The following is a 16,929-nucleotide window of genomic DNA, read 5'->3' on the forward strand; positions in this document are numbered from 1 at the left end:
TCGCGCCGTGGGGCCTTATATATAATAAGGTATTGTAAACAAAAAATAACGACAATTCGGCTGACACTAAACATTTTTTTGTTAACTTTGCACGAGATTATACTAAAGACTATACAATAAATGGATAAAGTAAGTTATGCTTTAGGTCTCGGCATAGGCCGCCAGCTCACCGACATGGGAGCCAAAGACCTGAATATCGATGATTTTGCACAGGCCATCAAGGACGTGCTTGCAGGTGGTGAGGTGAAACTCTCTGACGCGGAGGCGCAGACCATCGTGCGCAATTTCTTTGACGAGCAGGAGAAGAAGCAGCGTGCCGCTGCTGCCGAGCGCTTCAAGGAGAACAAGACCAAGGGTGAAGCCTATCTCAAGGCCAATGCTGCCAAGGAGGGTGTGGTCACTCTGCCTTCGGGTCTGCAGTACCAGGTACTCAAAGAGGGTAACGGCCGTCAGCCCAAGGCTACCGACCAGGTGCGCTGCCACTATGAGGGTATGCTCATCGACGGTACCATGTTCGACAGTTCTGTACAGCGCGGCGAGCCTGCCGTATTCGGTCTCAACCAGGTTATCGCAGGCTGGACCGAGGGTGTGCAGCTCATGAAGGAAGGCGCCAAGTATCGCTTCTTCATCCCCTACAATCTGGGTTATGGCGAGCGCGGTGCCGGCCAGTCCATCCCTCCCTTCTCGGCACTCGTCTTCGATGTAGAACTCATCGACGTGCTCTAATCTTAAAAGAACAATCAAAATCAAATCTCTTATAAGAATGAAAAAGTTTTCAATTGTAGCCGTTTTGGCTATCATGGCCGTTGCCTTTACCGGTTGCGGCAACTCTGCTCCAAAAGCAAACCTGAAGAACGATGTGGACACCCTGACCTATGCCATGGGTATGCTCCAGTCTCAGGGTCTGAAGGACTATCTCGTAGGCCGTATGGGTATGGACACAACCTATATGGACGAGTTCTTCCGTGGTCTTAACGACGGTGCCAACGCTGGCGACGACAAGGCCAAGGCTGCCTACTATGCCGGTATCCAAATCGGTCAGCAGGTTGCCAACAACATGATTAAGGGCATCAACCACGAAGTGTATGGCGAAGACTCTACCAAGAGCATCTCTCTGAAGAACTTCCTCGCCGGTTTCATCGCTTCTACCGCCGGTCAGAAGACCCTCTTCACCGACATGGAGGCTCAGGTAAAGGTTCAGACCCTGATGCCCATCGTTCGCAGCAAGCGCCTGATGAAGGAGTATGCTCCCAACAAGGAGGCTGGCGAAAAGTTTATGGCTGAGAACAAGAAGAAGGCTGGCGTGGTATGTCTGCCTTCAGGTGTACAGTACAAGGTCATCAAGGAAGGTAACGGCCCTCTGCCCAAGGACACCAGCATGGTCAACGTGCAGTATGAGGGCAAGACCATCGACGGCAAGGTATTCGACTCTTCTTATCAGCGCAAGCAGCCTGCCAAGTTCCGTGCCAACCAGGTTATCAAGGGTTGGACTGAGGCTCTCACCCACATGCCTGTAGGTTCGGTATGGGAGGTTTACATTCCCCAGAACCTCGCTTACGCCGACCAGGAGTCTGGCCCCATCAAGCCCTTCTCTGCCCTGATTTTCAAGATTGAGTTGCTGAGCATTGAGAAGTAATCACGACACTCATGAAAAGACTTATATTGTTAGCACTCGTCGTCATGGCGGGTGCTACTTTTAATTTAGCCCTGGCCGACAAGAAGAAAAAGAAGGAGGCCAAGCCCACCGCAGTGGCTGTGGTGCGTACCCTCAACACCGCCGCCGACTCGCTGAGCTATGCTGCCGGACGCTATGTGACCCAGGGGCTGGAGAGATATCTGCAGCAGGAGTATCAGGTAGACACCGCCTATATGCACGACGTGCTCACAGGTTTCGACTATGCCGCCTCGCGACAGAGCGACCCGCAGTATCGTGCCTACAACGCCGGATGCCAGCTGGCGCGTATGCTTTTTGCCCGCATCGTGCCCACCCTGCAGGACGAGTTTGCCGCCTCTAAGGACAGCATCAACCTCGACCTGCTCGCAGCCGGTTTCCGCGACGCCCTCGCCGGCGACACCACGCTGATGGCTGGTCATGCCGCCTTCAACTACTTTGAAGCGCGCGTGCGTGCCGACCGCGAGGCTGCCGAGGCGCAGTACAAGACTGCCAACGAGAAGTGGCTCGCCGACAACAAGACCCGCGAAGGCGTGAAGACCACCGCCTCGGGTCTGCAGTACAAGGTCGTGAAGCAGGGCACGGGTGCTATTCCCACCAAGGACGACAAGGTAGAGGTGAAGTATGAAGGCAAGCTCATCGACGGCACCGTCTTTGACAGCAGCTACAAGCGCAATCCGTCGACCGTCGAACTGGGTGTGAACCAGGTCATCAAGGGATGGACCGAGGCGCTGTGCATGATGCCTGTAGGCAGCGAGTGGGAACTCTACATCCCCGCCGGACTGGCTTACGGTGCCCATGCCAACGGCCCCATCAAGGGCAACTCGACCCTGATATTCAGCCTCCAGCTGGTGGGTATCAAGGACAAGGCCCAGGTTAAAGACAACAAATAAGTCGCGGCGCTCTGCCGTGACGCAGACCTATAGAGCAATGAAGAAGATAGTGTTTCTTACCGGTGCCGGCATGTCGGTAGAGAGCGGTTTCAAGACCTTTCGCGGCAACGATGGGCTCTGGGAGAATTACCCCGTAGAGCAGGTGGCGTCGCACGAAGGATGGGAAGCAGACCCTACGCTCGTCACCAATTTCTATAATATGCTCAGACAGAAACTCTATTCGGCGCAGCCCAATGAGGGCCACCGCATCATCAGCAGTCTGGAGCACGATTACGACGTCACGGTGGTTACCCAGAACGTCGACGACCTGCACGAGCGTGCGGGCTCGAGCCATGTCATCCATCTCCACGGCGAACTGGCTAAGGTATGCTCGAGCCGCGACCCTTACAACGAGGCTTACATAGAGACCCTCGATGCCGACCACGCTGTGGTGAAGCCCGGCACACTCGCTGGCGACGGCAGTCTGCTGCGTCCCTTCATCGTGTTCTTCGGTGAGAGCGTGCCTATGATTGAGCCCGCTGCCGAGGCGATGAGTCAGGCAGACATTGTGGTGGTCATCGGCACCTCGCTCAATGTCTATCCTGCCGCCGGACTGCTCTACTATGCGCCTGCCCATGCTCCTATCTATCTGATAGACCCCAACGGGGTGAACACAGACATGAGCCGCGTGACCCATCTGCCCTACGGGGCGTCTGAGGGCATGCGCCGGCTCAAGGAACTGCTGTAGGCACCGTCTGCCATAAACGATAACGAGAGTATCCATATCTGCTGCACTCGAGCGGATATGGATACTCTCGTTTTCTATAGATGCCCCGAGGGCCATGACGGTGGCGCGGGGCTACACCTTATTATATATATAGGGGCATGACGCCTCCTGCCGCGCCAGCCTAAATCACCTGGAGGGCGAAGTGCTGATAGTCGTGGGCGACGGTGCGCAGCAGGTCGGTGGCGTCCATCCCGGGCTCGCGCTTGATGTCGAGCATGCGCTCTATCTTGGTTGCGAGCTGCTCTACCTGCTCGTCGCTGTAGACCACCTGGTCGTTGAGTATGTGGTTGACCACGTCTATCTGCCCCAAGGACAACTGCTGCACCTCGGGGTAAAGGGGCTTGTAGTCGGAGCGGGCATAGGAGAACTCGGAGAGCGTGAAGTGCATCTGGTCGGTACGCGGGGTGCGTATCACCATGGTTCCCGCCGCCAGGTCGCCCAACCGCTGGTTGCGGCGGGTGCAGATGATGGCGATGATGCCTATGTTCATGAGGTAGACGTCTATGAGCAGAAACAGCCAGCGCAGCAGGATGGCTCCCAAGGTGGGCGCCGAGCCGTCGACCATCACCACCCGCGTCTTCATGATCATCTTGCCTAAGGTGCGGCCGTCCAGAAAGAACTCGCAGATGACCGAATAGAAGAGGATGGGCGATAGGAGCAGCAGGATGTATAACACTCTGAACAGAGAGTCGCCGAGGCCAAGCGGGTCAAGCAACCAATTGTACTTGTCGAAGGCGGTCCAGAGCGCAAAGAAATACACGCCGATGACGATGTAGTCTATGATGCGCGCCACCAGCCTTTCGGCGACACCGGCGGGAGTCTGCGTGAGGCTCACGAACTGAGAGGTAATGATATCCGAGGTCTTCATGTCACCAGTTGTTGTGTTTGATTTCCAGATACTTATTGATAACATCGACCGAGAGCCGCTCGGGGGTGGTGCGCAGACCGAGTATGCCGTGGCGGTTGAGTCGGGTCATGATGACCAGCTGCTCGCGCTCCATCTGTTCGGCCACGACATGGGTATAGTGGTCTTCCACGCTCCGGGGTGTGGTGGCGAGGTATTCGTGGAGCTCGTTGTTCTCGAAGTAGACCACCAGCAGTCGGTGCCGACGTGCCAACTGGCAGAGGTAGGGCAGCTGGCGGTCGAGGCTCTGGGCGTTGCTGAAGTTGGTATAGAGGATGAGCAGCGAGCGCTTGGTAAGGTGCTTCTCGACGCCCTCGACCAGGGCAGAGTAGTCGGTCTCTCCGAAGTCGGTATGTACGGCATAGAGGCTCTCCTGGATGCGCTCCATCTGCGAGAGGCGGTTGGAGGGCGGCAGAAGGGTGTCCATACGCTCGTTGAAGGCGATGAGTCCGGCGCGGTCTTCACGGTGTATTGCCACATAGGACAGCACCAGCGATGCATTGATGGCATAGTCGAGCAGGGTCATGCCCCGGAAGGAGAGCTGCATCACTCTGCCCTTGTCGATGAGGCTCATCACCTGCTGGGAGCGCTCGGCCTGATAGACATTGACCATGAGCTGATGGCGGCGGGCCGATGCCTTCCAGTTGATGGTACGGAACTCGTCGCCGGCGACATAGTCCTTAATCTGCTCAAACTCTGTATTGTTGCCCGCACGGCGTATGCGCTTGATGCCCATATCGCGCAGCCGGTTGCTGATGGCAAGCAGTTCGTACTGGCGCAACTGCAGGTAGGAGGGGTAGACCTTGACGTCGGTGGGGTTGCCACAACTGTAGCGGCGCTGCACCAGCCCGAGCATCGTGGTGGCAAAGACGCGGATAAGGCCAAACCCGTAGACGCCACGCTCCACGGGCCGCAGTCTGTAGGTGACGGTGGCTCCGCCATGGGCTGCCACCTTGAGGGCAAACGCCACGTCGCGACGCTGGAAGACAAAGGGTATCTCGTCGGTCACCGTCAGCGCCACGCCGAAGGGATAACGGCTGGCGATGTGGATGTCTACCTCGTTGTCGTCGCCGTTGGAGAAGCGCTCGGCGCAGGTTCGCTCGGCGCTGATGGCCCTCCAGAGCCACAGAGCCGCAGTCTCGGCCAGTACCGCCAGCACCAGTGCCAGTGTGAGCAGCCGCCCCAGACTGTAGAGGGGCAGCCACACGTAGCCCATGGCGGTCACCATGACCACCACGCCAAGCATCAGGTAAAAGCGGGAGGTAAGAAACATGCTGTCGATGGTTATTGCGGTACTTCGACCTTGTCTATCAATCGCTGGGCGACCTGAAGGGGAGTGTAGCCCTGCATCTCGGCTTCGGCGGTGAGCAACAGGCGGTGGTGCATCACAAAGGGCGCCACGGTCTTGATATCGTCGGGGGTGACAAAGTCGCGCTCCTGCAAGAGGGCGTAGGCTTTGGCCGACGACAGGATAGCCACGGCTGCACGCGGCGAGGCTCCCAGATAGACGGCTTTGCTGTGGCGGGTTGTGTCCACAATCTCGGCGATGTAGCGCAGCAGCGAGGCTTCGACGCGCACCTGCTGGGCGGCGTCGCGCAGCGTGGCGAGGTCGGCGGGGGTGAGCAGCGGCTCGAGCCGGTCTACCCTCGTGAAGGCTGCCGACGCCTGGTGGCGCAACAGGATTTCCACCTCTTCGTCTGTGGTGGGATAGTCCATCGTTATCTTCATCAGAAAGCGGTCCAACTGGGCTTCCGGCAACTTGTAGGTGCCCTCTTGTTCCACCGGGTTCTGCGTCGCGATGATGGTAAAGACATCGCTCATCGCGCGGGGCGTACCGTCGACGGTCACCTGCCGCTCCTCCATCACCTCGAAGAGGGCTGCCTGGGTCTTGGCGGGAGCTCGGTTAATCTCGTCGGCCAGCACCACGTCGGCGAAGACAGGTCCGGGGTGGAAGTCGAAGTCTCCGGTCTTCATGTTGTAGACCGTGGTACCCAGCACGTCGCTCGGCATGAGGTCGGGGGTAAACTGCACGCGCGAGAAGCGGGCGTCGATGAGCTGGGCCATGACTCGGGCCAGCAGGGTCTTGGCCACGCCGGGCACGCCCTCAATCAGCACGTGTCCGCGGGCTATCACGCTGGTCAGCAAGAGGTCGGTGGCTTGTGTCTGGCCCACTATGATTTGCGCAATGCTGTCTCGCAGCGCCTGTATCTTGGTGGTGCAGGGTGTGGGGATGGTTGATAGTTCTTCCATATTTATCTCTGTGTTATAGGTTCTTGATGATACGGTTCATCTGACCAATGAGACGCACCATATCGTCATCGCGGATGGCGAGCTGGTCATCGCGGATGGCGTGGAGTTCATCCAGGAGCGCGCCGAGGTCATAGATAGACACGTGGGAGGCATCGCTGAGAGCGCGCACATGGTCTTGCCGATTATGGCGGTCATTGAGGTCAATGTCGAGGGGATTGCGGACCTGGTCGGCGAGCATGCCAAACTTCTTGAGTACCAGGTCGGAGTTGTCGTGATGCTCATAGTAGAGTTTGCCGATAAGTCTGACAAACTCCATGTCATGGTTCTTCTTTTCGGGGATGATGGGGATGACGCGCTGACGGCGTCGGGCGGTGAAGATGATAAAGACCAGCGCGCCCGCGATTATCGTGTAATAAGCCCAGCGCAACGGTGGCTGCGAGAGGATGTAGGACAGCGGCGAGGCGTTGTGCTTGTCGGCGTCGGCGCCTATCACTGCACCGCCTTTCATCGAGGCGTCGAGTCTTACCACGGGCTTGTCGGCGAGGGTGTTCATCAGGCGCATCACATAGGGCTGGGTGGAAGGAGAGATGATGCCGAAATTGGTAAACAGCAATGGCGTTGTCACCACGACGAGACGGCCTCTGCCATACTCTACCATAACTGCCTTGTAGTCGTTGTCAGGTTTGTACTCGTCGTCATAGTAGGGGCTGACGCAATGGCTCAGGATGTAATAGCGGCGATGGACTGCAGCTGCAGAATCGATATTGACCACACCGGCGAGGAGCGTTTTGTATATGCGGTAGTCGGCATCGGGATAGTCGATGCAACGAGGAAGGCGGTGGCGTTTGGTGCCATGGGCGTCCTTGTAGACCGCCCGATAGTGGAGGGTGTCATAGAGGTCGTCGCTGTTATGGGCGAGCTTGTTTTTTATTTCATTGTAAAAGAAGTTGGCGTAGGTAATGCACTGGAGACCAAAAGCCTTGTCGGCGTTGCTGTCTTCGTAGATGTCTACGCCCACCAGCATTACGGTAGAGCCTCTCTTGAGCAGCCGCTTGATATCGGTGATGTTGGCATCGGTGAGCTTGCCGTCGCGGGCCACTATCAGCACATTGTTACTGCCGCTGTCGGCTACGGTTTCGCGCAGCGTGGCTCCCGTAGCCTTATACCCCCGAGGCATAGTCTGCACCATCACGCTGTCGAAGACGAAGCAGCCTAACGGGTTCTTGTCTTCGTGGGCAAAGGTGGGTGTCCACACGAAGCGCGAGGGTCTGATGAGCAGTATGGCGAAGAGACCCACGACCAGGATGACTATCCCCACGATGTAGCGCGTGGTGATTTTCATGCCTCACCTCCTTCCTCGCAGTCGGCGGGACAGATGGCGCGCTGATAGCGCATGGCTTCGTCTACCTGCTCACGACCACAGTCGTAGCCGCCATAACGCACCCTGAGAAAGAGCGTGACCAGACGACGCATATCGGCCGTTCCCACCTCGCGGGCATACTGCATTGGCGCCTTGGACTTGCGCCATTTTATGCGTTGGGCGTCATTCAGCCACCGCAGAGTCTGCAGATAGACGAGTCTGACGGCAGCCCGATGGTCGTTGCGGTCCAAGGCACGGCGGATGAGGGCATCGAAGTCGATGCCGTAGATATTGTCCTCGGTCACCTCGTAGTCTATGGCACTGCCCTTGTTGCTGCGGGCAAAGAGCGAGGGATGTCTGATGACGATGAAGAGTGCGATGGCCACCGCGATGACTATGGCGATGACAATCCAGAGCCCCTGGTTGCTGTCAGCGAGTGTCACCCACGAGAAAAATCGTGAAAGATACTCCTGCAACTGCTTCCCCAGCCATTCCCAGAACGATATATCGCTCTGCAGCAGTTCGCTGCCATAGTTGTAGCTGCCGTCTTCTCGCCAGCGCGCCATGATAGCCGTGTCGGTTACGAGTGTGTCTATGGGAAGGGTTGCCATCAGTAGAATTATGGAGGGTTATGCGTCAGATGATATCTGTCTTGTCGCTCTCGTCGTCGGTGTCTTTGTCCTCAGCCGATGGGTTTGTGGAAGCCTCGCCACCGAGGTTCTCAAACTCGTCGACAGTCTTGGTCATCGACACGCCGTCTACCTTCTCGGCGGCATGACCGTAGTAGAACGCCAGACCCACATGGAGCAGCGCATAGCCCACAAACATGCCATAGAGGGCGAGGATGGCTGAGAGGTAGTTGATGAGGGTAAACCAGAAGGACGAGGTAAACTGCAGGGAAGAGGTCCCTTGGTCTACTCCCGCTATCGCCTGGATGATGGCGAGTATGTAGAACGGCATACTCAGGGCTGTACTTACCAGCGAGCAGATGAGGTAGAGTATTATGACGAGCCCTATCAGTCCTAACAGTACGCGGTAACCGTAGCGCATGGCCTGCTTGAAGGCGCCCGTTACGGTCTGACCGCCCAGGATGTAGGCTGGACCAGACAGGAAGAGAGGTACAACCGCCACTGCCATCGCTATAACCAGCACGAGGGCTACGCCTATCCAGGGAGTGCTGACTGTCGACGCCAGTCCCACCACTATAGCGAAAACTACTATCAATAAAACGAAGAAGGCGGCTATCAGGAAATAGAGGTTCACCATCTTGCGGATGTTCTGCCACACCGTAGGCTTGATGTCGGCATAGGTGATCCCTTTGAGCCTGTCGGGGCGAGCCCAGTATTGCTGCATGAGCGTGTAGACCACACCTGCGAGCACTACTGATGCCAGAAACGACACGAGGATGGTAAGCATATAATTGGTACCGAGGCTGCTGAGCATGCCCAATTCACTTTCGCCCATCGCCTCCATCTTCATGACTTGTCCTAAGGTAGACATGTAGCACAATGCACCCACTGCGCAGAGTGGCAGGATGAACGCGGTGAGGAAGCGGAACAGGGTGCGGAAGTTCTCGCTCACGAAGTCGAACGTGGCAGACAGGTTCTCTGAGAATGTACGGCGTGCATAGAGGTCTACACGTGGGCGTTGGAATTGTTTCATAAGTCTTTATTTGTTGATTTGTTAAACAATGTGCGTGGGTAAATGATGTAGTAGAAGACGACAAACGCCGCCGAGAGCAGGATGACCGTCAGCCTTATCGCGTCGGGTATATGTGTGTGGCGGGTGATGTAACTCTCCACAAATCCGGCTATCACAAAGATGGGCACCGTGCCCACCACTATCTTCAAGCCTCGCTTGACGCCCCGCCGAAACGACTCTATCCGGCTGTAGGTGCCGGGGAAGAGCCAGCCGTTGCCCATGGCTATTCCGGCAGAGCCCGCCACGATGATGGCAGACAGCTCGAGCGTGCCGTGGAGCATCACGGTGAGTATGGATTTCCACAACAGCCCGTTCTGGGCGAAGAACGCCTCGAAGCAGCCAAACATTACGCCGTTGTTGAACAAGTGGAAGGCGGTGAAAAAGCTGGTAAAGATACCCTCGAGATAGATGACAAACGCCACATAGATATTGTTGGCGGTAATCGTACTAAACATGGAGCTTTCGGAACCAGAGGCGTAGATAGCAAAGGGCTCTCCCCGCTTGATGTTCGCTATCGTCATGTCCATATAGCTGTCGCCCAGGATGTAGCGGCAGAACTCTGGCACCGCCATCTGTGACACCACGCCTATGGCTGTGCTCACGATGAATATTATAGCCGACAATGCCAGCAGCCGGCGTGCATCATACATCACCAGAGGCACCTCCTGCGTCCAGAATGTGATGATGCGTTTGCGCTTCTCACGCTTGTTGCGGTAGATGGCATTGTGGAGCACCACCGCCAGATTGTTGAGATACCCGGTAATGCGCGATGTGGGGTAGTGGGTCTGCGCAAATGCCAGGTCTGAGGTCACGCGGATGTACGCCGCCGATATGTCGTCGGGCGTCTCGATGGTCAGCCGGTCCAGCATAGCCTCTATCTGCTGCCATTCTTTGATGTTCTGGCGTATAAAGAGTATCTCCTTCATCCGCGTATACCTTATATATTATATATATGGTGGCAAATGTAATAAAAAAAAGAGAACCACACAACATTTGCGGTTCTCTTTCTCATATTATTTTCTTGGTTCAAACAGATTGCGACGCGGGAAGGAGGGGCCGTACTTCCGTCGCAGCCGCTCAAAGAGCGCCATGGTGTCGTGGGAGAAGGCGTGGCCCTTCCAGGTACTGGTGTTGGTGATGAAGACCCAACATTCGCCGTCGGGATAGCGCAGCACAAGCGCACTGGTGCCCACGAGCGAACCCGTGCGCACCCAGGGGCTATTGCGCGGGGTGCGGTTCCAGCCCAGCGAGTAGTCGTGGTCGGGCATCTCGCGCGTCATGTCGGCCACCGACTTGCTGCTGATGACGTCGGGCAATACCTTGCAGCCGTCTATTGCTGCCACAAGGCGGCAGAGTTCGGCTGCCGACCCGCACCAGGCACCCGCACCCGCCAGGCGGGGGATGTCGTTCTCGCCGTAGCACTTCTCGACCAGCCGCCCGCTGTTGTTGAACTCATAGGTGGGCTCGCAGGTCAGGTGCATATAGTATCGGCACTCGTTGGGACGGCGGTCCTTGTAGTAGTTGCCCGCGATGTGGAAGTCATAACACCCCGCAGGCTCCAGCACATGGCGCTGCATAAACTGCTCATAACTCATGCCCGAGCGGCGGGCTATAATCTCGGAGAGCAGCATATAGCCCAGATTGCTGTAATGACGGGCAGTGCCGGGGGTGAAGCCCAGACGCCGCCGCAGCACGATGCGGAGCAGCGTGCGATGGTCGGGAGGCGTGGCCAGACGGTTCTGCATCATGATATAACGTGTCGAGAACATCGGGTCACCGGCGTAGTTGGTGAAGCCGCCCTTGTGGCGCAGCAGGTCTTCGACGGTAATGTCAAAGTGGCGCTTGTCGCGGATGACGTTGGTATAGGCGGTGTCGGAGAGTATGCCTTTAGGACCGAATACGTGGTCGCTGAGGCGCAGTCGGCCCATGTCGCGCAGTTTCATCACGCCCACGGCGGTGACGAGTTTCGACACCGACGCCATGCGCATGATGTGGCTGGGCTGCATGGCCACTCCCTCGTCGGCCTTGCCAAACCCGCGGGCGTAGACGAGCGAGTCGTTGCGCGAGATGGCGAGCTGGGCGCCGTTGATTTCCCATCGGCGCAGATAGCGGGCTATGACCGAGTCCATCTCTTCAAATTCAGCACCGCCGGCATTCTCGTTGGTGAGATGCTCGTTGAGTCTGTATCTGCGGTCTACCAGCGTGTCGGCGTCCTTGTGGTGGCTGCTGCACGAGCACGAGCATCGGCAGATGGCGGCGATGATGACTATGATGATGGTGAGGCATCCGCCACAGGTAAGCCTTACCCGTGTGCGGTATTCTTTCCTTATCCTGTATTTCTTCATGTGTGATGACGGCGCTTTCATCCCCTCGCAGAGTCGTGGGGATGACGTGAGGTCTGGTGGGTTATCTGATAAAATTCATCGGCTCCCAGTCCTCGCGTTCGGGGCGCGGGGTGGTGTCGGTGCCGTTGATTTTCTTCAGCAGCCAAGCCATGTTGTTGGCCAGCGTACGCATGGTCTGCATACCCTCGATGTCCATCAGCGACTCGCCGGCATCTCGTCCGTAGGCGATATTCCAGTACTGCGATGTCACGATGGGCATGTTGCACATCTGGAAGGGCATGAGCATGGTCTGGTAGGCTGCGGTGGCTCCGCCGCGACGGCAGCAGACCACAGCGGCGGCAGGCTTGTCCTTGAACATGGCGCCTCCGGCATAGAGCATGCGCTGCTGCAGACACAGCAGTTGGCCCGAGGGCTGGCCCCAATACACGGGCGAACCCACGATGATGGCGTCACACTGCTCCATCTTGCCGATGACCTCGTTGGTCACATCGTCGTCGAAGACGCAACGGTTGTCGCCCTGCTGCTTGCACTTGCCACAGGCTATGCAGCCGCGTACGGGGCGTGTGCCCACCCATACGATTTCGCTCTCGATGCCTTGCACTTTCAGTTGCCGGGCCACCTCGCACAGCGCGGTGTATGTATTGCCCTCCCGGCGGGGGCTTCCGTTGATTAGTAATACCTTCATCGTTGTCTTCCTTTATGGCTGCCGTGGCAGGCATGGACACAGCCCTTGCCGCCTGGCCCTTCCACCAGGTTATGTTTATAAGTAATGTGCTACAAAATTACGCAAAAAAATACGCAATCGTCAACAGCACGCCCAGATTTTTCTCAAATTAAGCCATGGCTGTCTCCTTGCCCTCTCTGTGGCGAGCCCGGTCGCTGATGATGTCAGCCATATTCTCCTTGGCCCAGTCGATGAGGCTGTTGACCACGGGCAGAAACGACATGCTGCGCTCCGTGAGACTGTACTCTACCCTCGGCGGCACTTCGGCATAGACTTTACGGCTCACGAAGCCGTCTTCTTCGAGCATGCGAAGCGTCTGGGTGAGCGATTTCTGTGAGATGTCGGGCAGCAGACGCTGTAGTTGCTTAAAACGCAACGACTCCCTGTGCTGTAGAGTATACAGCACAAGGAGTGACCACTTGTCGCCCACACGCGCGAGTACGTTGCGGATGGGGCAGTCGGGGAATAGGGCGTCTCTTGTGTCTTGTAAGATTTCCTGTTCGTTTGCCATTATGTTATTGTTTCGTATCGATGATGTTGGCATCGTCCATGAAGCTGGTGATAGGCTTGGCTTCATACTGGATGCACATCATGACCATGTCTTTGTCACTGTTGTTGCGCAAGGCTCTTACACCTGCGGGCGACACGCGGATGATGCTGCCTTCGCCCACATGGTTCTTCTCGCCGTCGACCTCGTATTCGCCTTCGCCCGAGATGATGACATAGAGCTCTTCGTGGGTCTTGTGTGAATGGAAGAAGGGTGCATCCTCGCCGGCAGCCAGTCGCTGCAGTGAGCACTGGGCTCCGGTCAGCCCGAGTTCGTCGCCCAGGAATATCTTGCCTTCTACATTGTTCCAACCATTGAGGTTCTTGATTGCGTAATTTGCCATAATTCTACTTGTTTTGATGAATGATTACTGTTATTGTATCTTTGATGCTGCAAAGTTACTAACAGTCTCGTTGTCATGCAAGTAGGCACCTCCAGGTGGGCTGGTTACGCCAAGGTTACCAATGGCTGTATGAGCCGGTTACGCCGATGGCGTTAACATAGTTTAACCCGTCGCCCGGCTATTGTCCTCTGCGCTTATGCCGACCGTCGGTATTCCGACGGAGTCTTGCCCGTCTGCGACTTGAAGAACCTCACGAAGTGCTGGGGGTACTCAAAGCCCAGTTCCTGGCTCACCTGGCTGATGCTGAGCTCCTCGTCGGCGAGCAGTTGTTTGGCGGCGCGCAGCAGCCGGTCGTTGATGAAGTCGCGGGCAGTGCGTCCGGTCTCGGTCTTGACCAGTTCGCCGAAGTATTTGGTCGAGTAGCAGCACTTGTCGGCGAAGTATGCCACAGAGGGCAGCCCCTCCCGTCGTGCCTTGTCGGCTATATAGCGGTCCAGCAGGTCGGTGAACTTCTTCACCACGGTATGGTTGATTTCCTCGCGGGTGATAAACTGGCGGTCGTAGAAGCGCAGACAGTAGTTGAGCAGCAGTTCGATATTGCTCACTATCAGTTCGCGCGAGTGCTTGTCGATGCCACGCTCCAGTTCGTGCTGTATCATCGCGAGGACACCCCTGTAGATTTCTATTTCACCACACGAGAGATGCAGGGCTTCGTTGCTGGTGTAGTCGAAGAACTCGTAGCGCCCGATATTCTTGCCGAGCTGAGTGCGGTTGAGCAGGTCGGGGTGGAAGAGCAACGCTGTCCACTTGGGCACGGGCACCTCGGGGTTGGGCTCCACATGGATAGACTGGCCGGGGGCAAAACTGGTCACCGTCATTTCGTCGAAGTCGTACTCCGTACGGCCGTAGGACAGCCGGCAGCCCTTGTTCTCCTTCAGGAAGAGCGCGTAGAGACCGTAGTGACACATGTGCTCTTCGAGTTTCGCCTCGCGGTTAAATCTCACCACCGTCACCAGCGGATGCAGAGTCGGCACGCCGTAGTGGTCGTTGAACTCCTGAACCGTACTGAACCTTATCTCTTCCATTATCCTATCACTCTGACGATGTCTTCCACTATCTGCGTGTCGAGCAGACGGTTGTCGGCCATGAGCTGTTGCGCATCGTAGCGGTCGTAGAGCCCTTTCTTTACACCGCCCACCATCACCTTCATGTCTGAGGTGCCGTAGTATGCGGCGATGCGCTCTCCGAAACCGCCGTCACGGCATCCGTCTTCGAGGGTGACCACCAACCGGTGGTCGGGTTTCAGGCTGTCGAGCGTCTCGGCGTCTACCTCGTTCAGGTAGCGCGGGTTGACGAGTGTGGCGTCGATGCCCTGCTCTGCCAGCAGCGCTCTCACCGCCTCGCCCTTCTGGTAGAACGAGCCCGCGGCTATGATGGCCACCGTCGAGCCGCGATGTGCCACGCGGTACGATGCCCTGTAGCCATAGTCTTCATCGACCGGAGCGTCGCTATGCACCACTCCACCTGTGGGCACACGCAGGGCGATGGGCTTGCGGTCCTGACGGATGGCCCAGGCGAGCATGGCAAAGTATTCCTCGCAGGTGGTGGGAGCGAGATAGATGAGCCCCGGTATGCTGCAGAGCATCGGGATGTCGAAGAGGCAGATGTGGGTGATGTCGTTCATCGACCTTATGCCGCCGCCCATCACATTGATGACGGCGGGGTTGGCGTTGATGCAGAGGTCTTGGGCTATCTGGTCGTAGGTACGCTGGATAAAGGTGCTGTAGACCGTCCACACGGGATGCAGACCGCCCTTAGCCATGCCCGAAATCATCGCTGCAGCCTGTTCTTCGGCTATGCCCATGTCTATGTGCTGCTTGCCGGCCTCGCGGCGCTTCTCGGGCGTGAAGCCTCCTGCTGCCGGGGTGCCCGCAGTCACGGCGATGAGCGTGCTGTCGCGTTTCATCTCGCGCAGCATCCAGTCGCTGAAGAGCGCTTCATAGGTTTCCACGGCGGGAGCAGCCGGCCGGCTTCCGTCTTCACGGTTGAAGGGAGCGCCCCAGTGCCATGCCTCCTTGTTCTCGACGGCGGGGGCGAAGCCGTGACCCTTCTCGGTGTGTATGTGTACCACGGTGGGGCGGTCGGTGTCCTTGACGCTGGTAAAGACCTTGATGAGCTGCTCCACGTCATTGCCTTCCTCCAGATAGTGATAGTCGAAGCCCCATGCCTTGAACCAGTTGTGCTGGCACTCGCCGTGGCTCTCGCGCAGGGCACGCAGGTTCTTGTAGATACCACCATGGTTTTCGGCTATCGACATCTCGTTGTCGTTGACCACGATGATGATGCCGGTGCCGAGTTCGGAGGCTTCGTCGAGGCCTTCAAAGGCTTCGCCGCCCGAGAGCGACCCGTCGCCGATGATGGCTATGATGTTTTCGTGGGAGCCACGTATGTCGCGTGCTTTCTGCAGTCCGGTGGCAAGACTGATGGATGTAGAGGTGTGGCCCACCTCGAAGTTGTCGTACTCGGGGCACTCGGTGGGCGAGGAGTAGCCGCTGATGGCGTTCATGTCGTCGAGGTCGCCCAGGAAGCCGGCGGCGCGGCCCGTGAGCACCTTGTGGGGATAGCACTGGTGGCTCACGTCGAAGACAAACTTGTCTGCGGGTGCGTCGAACACATAGTGCAGCGCCACGGTGGCCTCGACAAATCCGAGGTTGGGGCCTATGTGTCCGCCGTGCTTGCTCACACGGTTCAATACTGCTTCGCGGGTTTCTGAGGCCACGGTCTTGAGGGCCTCCAGGTCCAGCTGTTTCAAGTCGGCTGGCGACTTTATCTTCTCTATGTACATAATTGTAAAAAACGTGTTGATGGTCTACGGTGCAAAGTTACGCACTATAGGCACAGAAGGTCATACCCTGAAATCAGAGAAAATTACCATAATTCCGCTTTGTAGCGCGGCGTCGCTGTCTATAATGGCAGAAGCGTCGGAATCTCACGATATCCGACGCTTCATGCAAGTTGTTCTAGGCGGATTCGAACCACCACAAACAGAACCAAAACCTGTTGTGCTACCATTACACCATAGAACAATCTGGGATGCAAAATTACCAAATTAATTGGCAATAGCCAAATTTTGAGGCTGTTTTTTTAATTTTTCCTTACATTTTGCCCACCGTGGGCAGTGTCTCCGTTGCTTGCAACGGTGAGGCCGGGAGGCGTCGGATGGGCAGCGGCGGGCAGGGTGACCACTCGCCTGTCCAAGGCGATGAACCGCAGCCGGTTGGAGACCCCCTTGGCGGTCGCGCTGGGTCACTTGGCTGGCTCGTAACGGAAGATACGTGGGCTCGTGACTTATGATACGCGGGCTCGTGCCGTAAGGTACGTAGGCTCGTGACTTATGATACGAACCGGCAGAGGTCATCAGCAG

Annotated in this window: 17 protein-coding genes and 1 tRNA gene; 4 read left to right on the forward strand and 14 right to left on the reverse strand. The window is 57.1% G+C overall.

Features of this window, described 5'->3' with window-relative positions; all coding sequences use genetic code 11:
• Positions 1-120: 120 nt before the first annotated feature.
• From CIK92_RS10175 to CIK92_RS10190, 4 genes are read left to right on the forward strand one after another with little or no spacing between them, the layout of a single operon-like run.
• Complete coding sequence (locus CIK92_RS10175; protein ID WP_022310490.1) at positions 121-726, forward strand: FKBP-type peptidyl-prolyl cis-trans isomerase; 606 nt, start codon at positions 121-123, stop codon at positions 724-726.
• Positions 727-763: 37 nt separating this feature from the next.
• Positions 764-1,636, forward strand: coding sequence for an FKBP-type peptidyl-prolyl cis-trans isomerase (locus tag CIK92_RS10180; RefSeq protein ID WP_022310489.1), 873 nt, complete (start codon positions 764-766; stop codon positions 1,634-1,636).
• An 11-nt stretch (positions 1,637-1,647) separates the two neighbouring features.
• Entirely contained in the window at positions 1,648-2,565 is a 918-nt protein-coding gene (locus CIK92_RS10185) for an FKBP-type peptidyl-prolyl cis-trans isomerase (protein WP_094388994.1), read from the forward strand.
• Positions 2,566-2,602: 37 nt separating this feature from the next.
• On the forward strand, positions 2,603-3,292 hold the full coding sequence (locus CIK92_RS10190; RefSeq protein ID WP_094386790.1) for an NAD-dependent deacylase: 690 nt from the start codon (positions 2,603-2,605) through the stop codon (positions 3,290-3,292).
• Positions 3,293-3,452: 160 nt separating this feature from the next.
• On the opposite strand, the gene CIK92_RS10195 is transcribed toward CIK92_RS10190, so the two are convergent.
• From CIK92_RS10195 to CIK92_RS10260, 14 genes are all read right to left on the reverse strand, one after another.
• Positions 3,453-4,199: an RDD family protein gene (locus CIK92_RS10195; protein ID WP_022310486.1), complete on the reverse strand. Its 747-nt coding sequence runs from the start codon at positions 4,197-4,199 to the stop codon at positions 3,453-3,455.
• A 1-nt stretch (position 4,200) separates the two neighbouring features.
• Positions 4,201-5,508: a DUF58 domain-containing protein gene (locus CIK92_RS10200; RefSeq protein ID WP_094388996.1), complete on the reverse strand. Its 1,308-nt coding sequence runs from the start codon at positions 5,506-5,508 to the stop codon at positions 4,201-4,203.
• An 11-nt stretch (positions 5,509-5,519) separates the two neighbouring features.
• Complete coding sequence (locus CIK92_RS10205; RefSeq protein ID WP_094388997.1) at positions 5,520-6,485, reverse strand: MoxR family ATPase; 966 nt, start codon at positions 6,483-6,485, stop codon at positions 5,520-5,522.
• Positions 6,486-6,498: 13 nt separating this feature from the next.
• Positions 6,499-7,827, reverse strand: coding sequence for a DUF4350 domain-containing protein (locus CIK92_RS10210; protein WP_094388998.1), 1,329 nt, complete (start codon positions 7,825-7,827; stop codon positions 6,499-6,501).
• Complete coding sequence (locus CIK92_RS10215; RefSeq protein ID WP_094388999.1) at positions 7,824-8,456, reverse strand: DUF4129 domain-containing protein; 633 nt, start codon at positions 8,454-8,456, stop codon at positions 7,824-7,826. The genes CIK92_RS10210 and CIK92_RS10215 overlap by 4 nt, the downstream gene beginning before the upstream one ends.
• A 25-nt stretch (positions 8,457-8,481) precedes the next feature.
• Positions 8,482-9,507: a hypothetical protein gene (locus CIK92_RS10220; RefSeq protein ID WP_094389000.1), complete on the reverse strand. Its 1,026-nt coding sequence runs from the start codon at positions 9,505-9,507 to the stop codon at positions 8,482-8,484.
• On the reverse strand, positions 9,504-10,472 hold the full coding sequence (locus CIK92_RS10225; protein WP_094389001.1) for a stage II sporulation protein M: 969 nt from the start codon (positions 10,470-10,472) through the stop codon (positions 9,504-9,506). The genes CIK92_RS10220 and CIK92_RS10225 overlap by 4 nt, the downstream gene beginning before the upstream one ends.
• Before the next feature lie 87 nt (positions 10,473-10,559).
• Positions 10,560-11,891 carry a serine hydrolase gene (locus CIK92_RS10230; protein ID WP_254046059.1) on the reverse strand — a complete coding sequence of 444 codons (1,332 nt, stop codon included), beginning with the start codon at positions 11,889-11,891 and terminating at the stop codon, positions 10,560-10,562.
• A 61-nt stretch (positions 11,892-11,952) separates the two neighbouring features.
• The gene (locus CIK92_RS10235; RefSeq protein WP_094389002.1) at positions 11,953-12,576 is read right to left on the reverse strand and encodes a flavodoxin family protein; all 624 of its coding nucleotides are present in this window, start codon (positions 12,574-12,576) and stop codon (positions 11,953-11,955) included.
• A 148-nt stretch (positions 12,577-12,724) separates the two neighbouring features.
• Positions 12,725-13,126 carry a helix-turn-helix domain-containing protein gene (locus CIK92_RS10240; protein ID WP_094386782.1) on the reverse strand — a complete coding sequence of 134 codons (402 nt, stop codon included), beginning with the start codon at positions 13,124-13,126 and terminating at the stop codon, positions 12,725-12,727.
• A 4-nt stretch (positions 13,127-13,130) separates the two neighbouring features.
• Entirely contained in the window at positions 13,131-13,505 is a 375-nt protein-coding gene (locus CIK92_RS10245; protein ID WP_022310476.1) for a cupin domain-containing protein, read from the reverse strand.
• Positions 13,506-13,699: 194 nt separating this feature from the next.
• Complete coding sequence (locus CIK92_RS10250) at positions 13,700-14,590, reverse strand: AraC family transcriptional regulator (RefSeq protein ID WP_094389003.1); 891 nt, start codon at positions 14,588-14,590, stop codon at positions 13,700-13,702.
• A complete protein-coding gene (locus CIK92_RS10255) occupies positions 14,590-16,350 on the reverse strand; it encodes a 1-deoxy-D-xylulose-5-phosphate synthase (RefSeq protein WP_094389004.1) in 1,761 nt (586 codons plus the stop codon). The genes CIK92_RS10250 and CIK92_RS10255 overlap by 1 nt, the downstream gene beginning before the upstream one ends.
• A gap of 170 nt (positions 16,351-16,520) precedes the next feature.
• Positions 16,521-16,591: transfer RNA gene (locus CIK92_RS10260), tRNA-Gln, on the reverse strand.
• Positions 16,592-16,929 lie beyond the last annotated feature (338 nt).

Source organism: Prevotella sp. P4-67 (assembly GCF_002251325.1).
In the GTDB taxonomy this organism is placed as follows: domain Bacteria; phylum Bacteroidota; class Bacteroidia; order Bacteroidales; family Bacteroidaceae; genus Prevotella.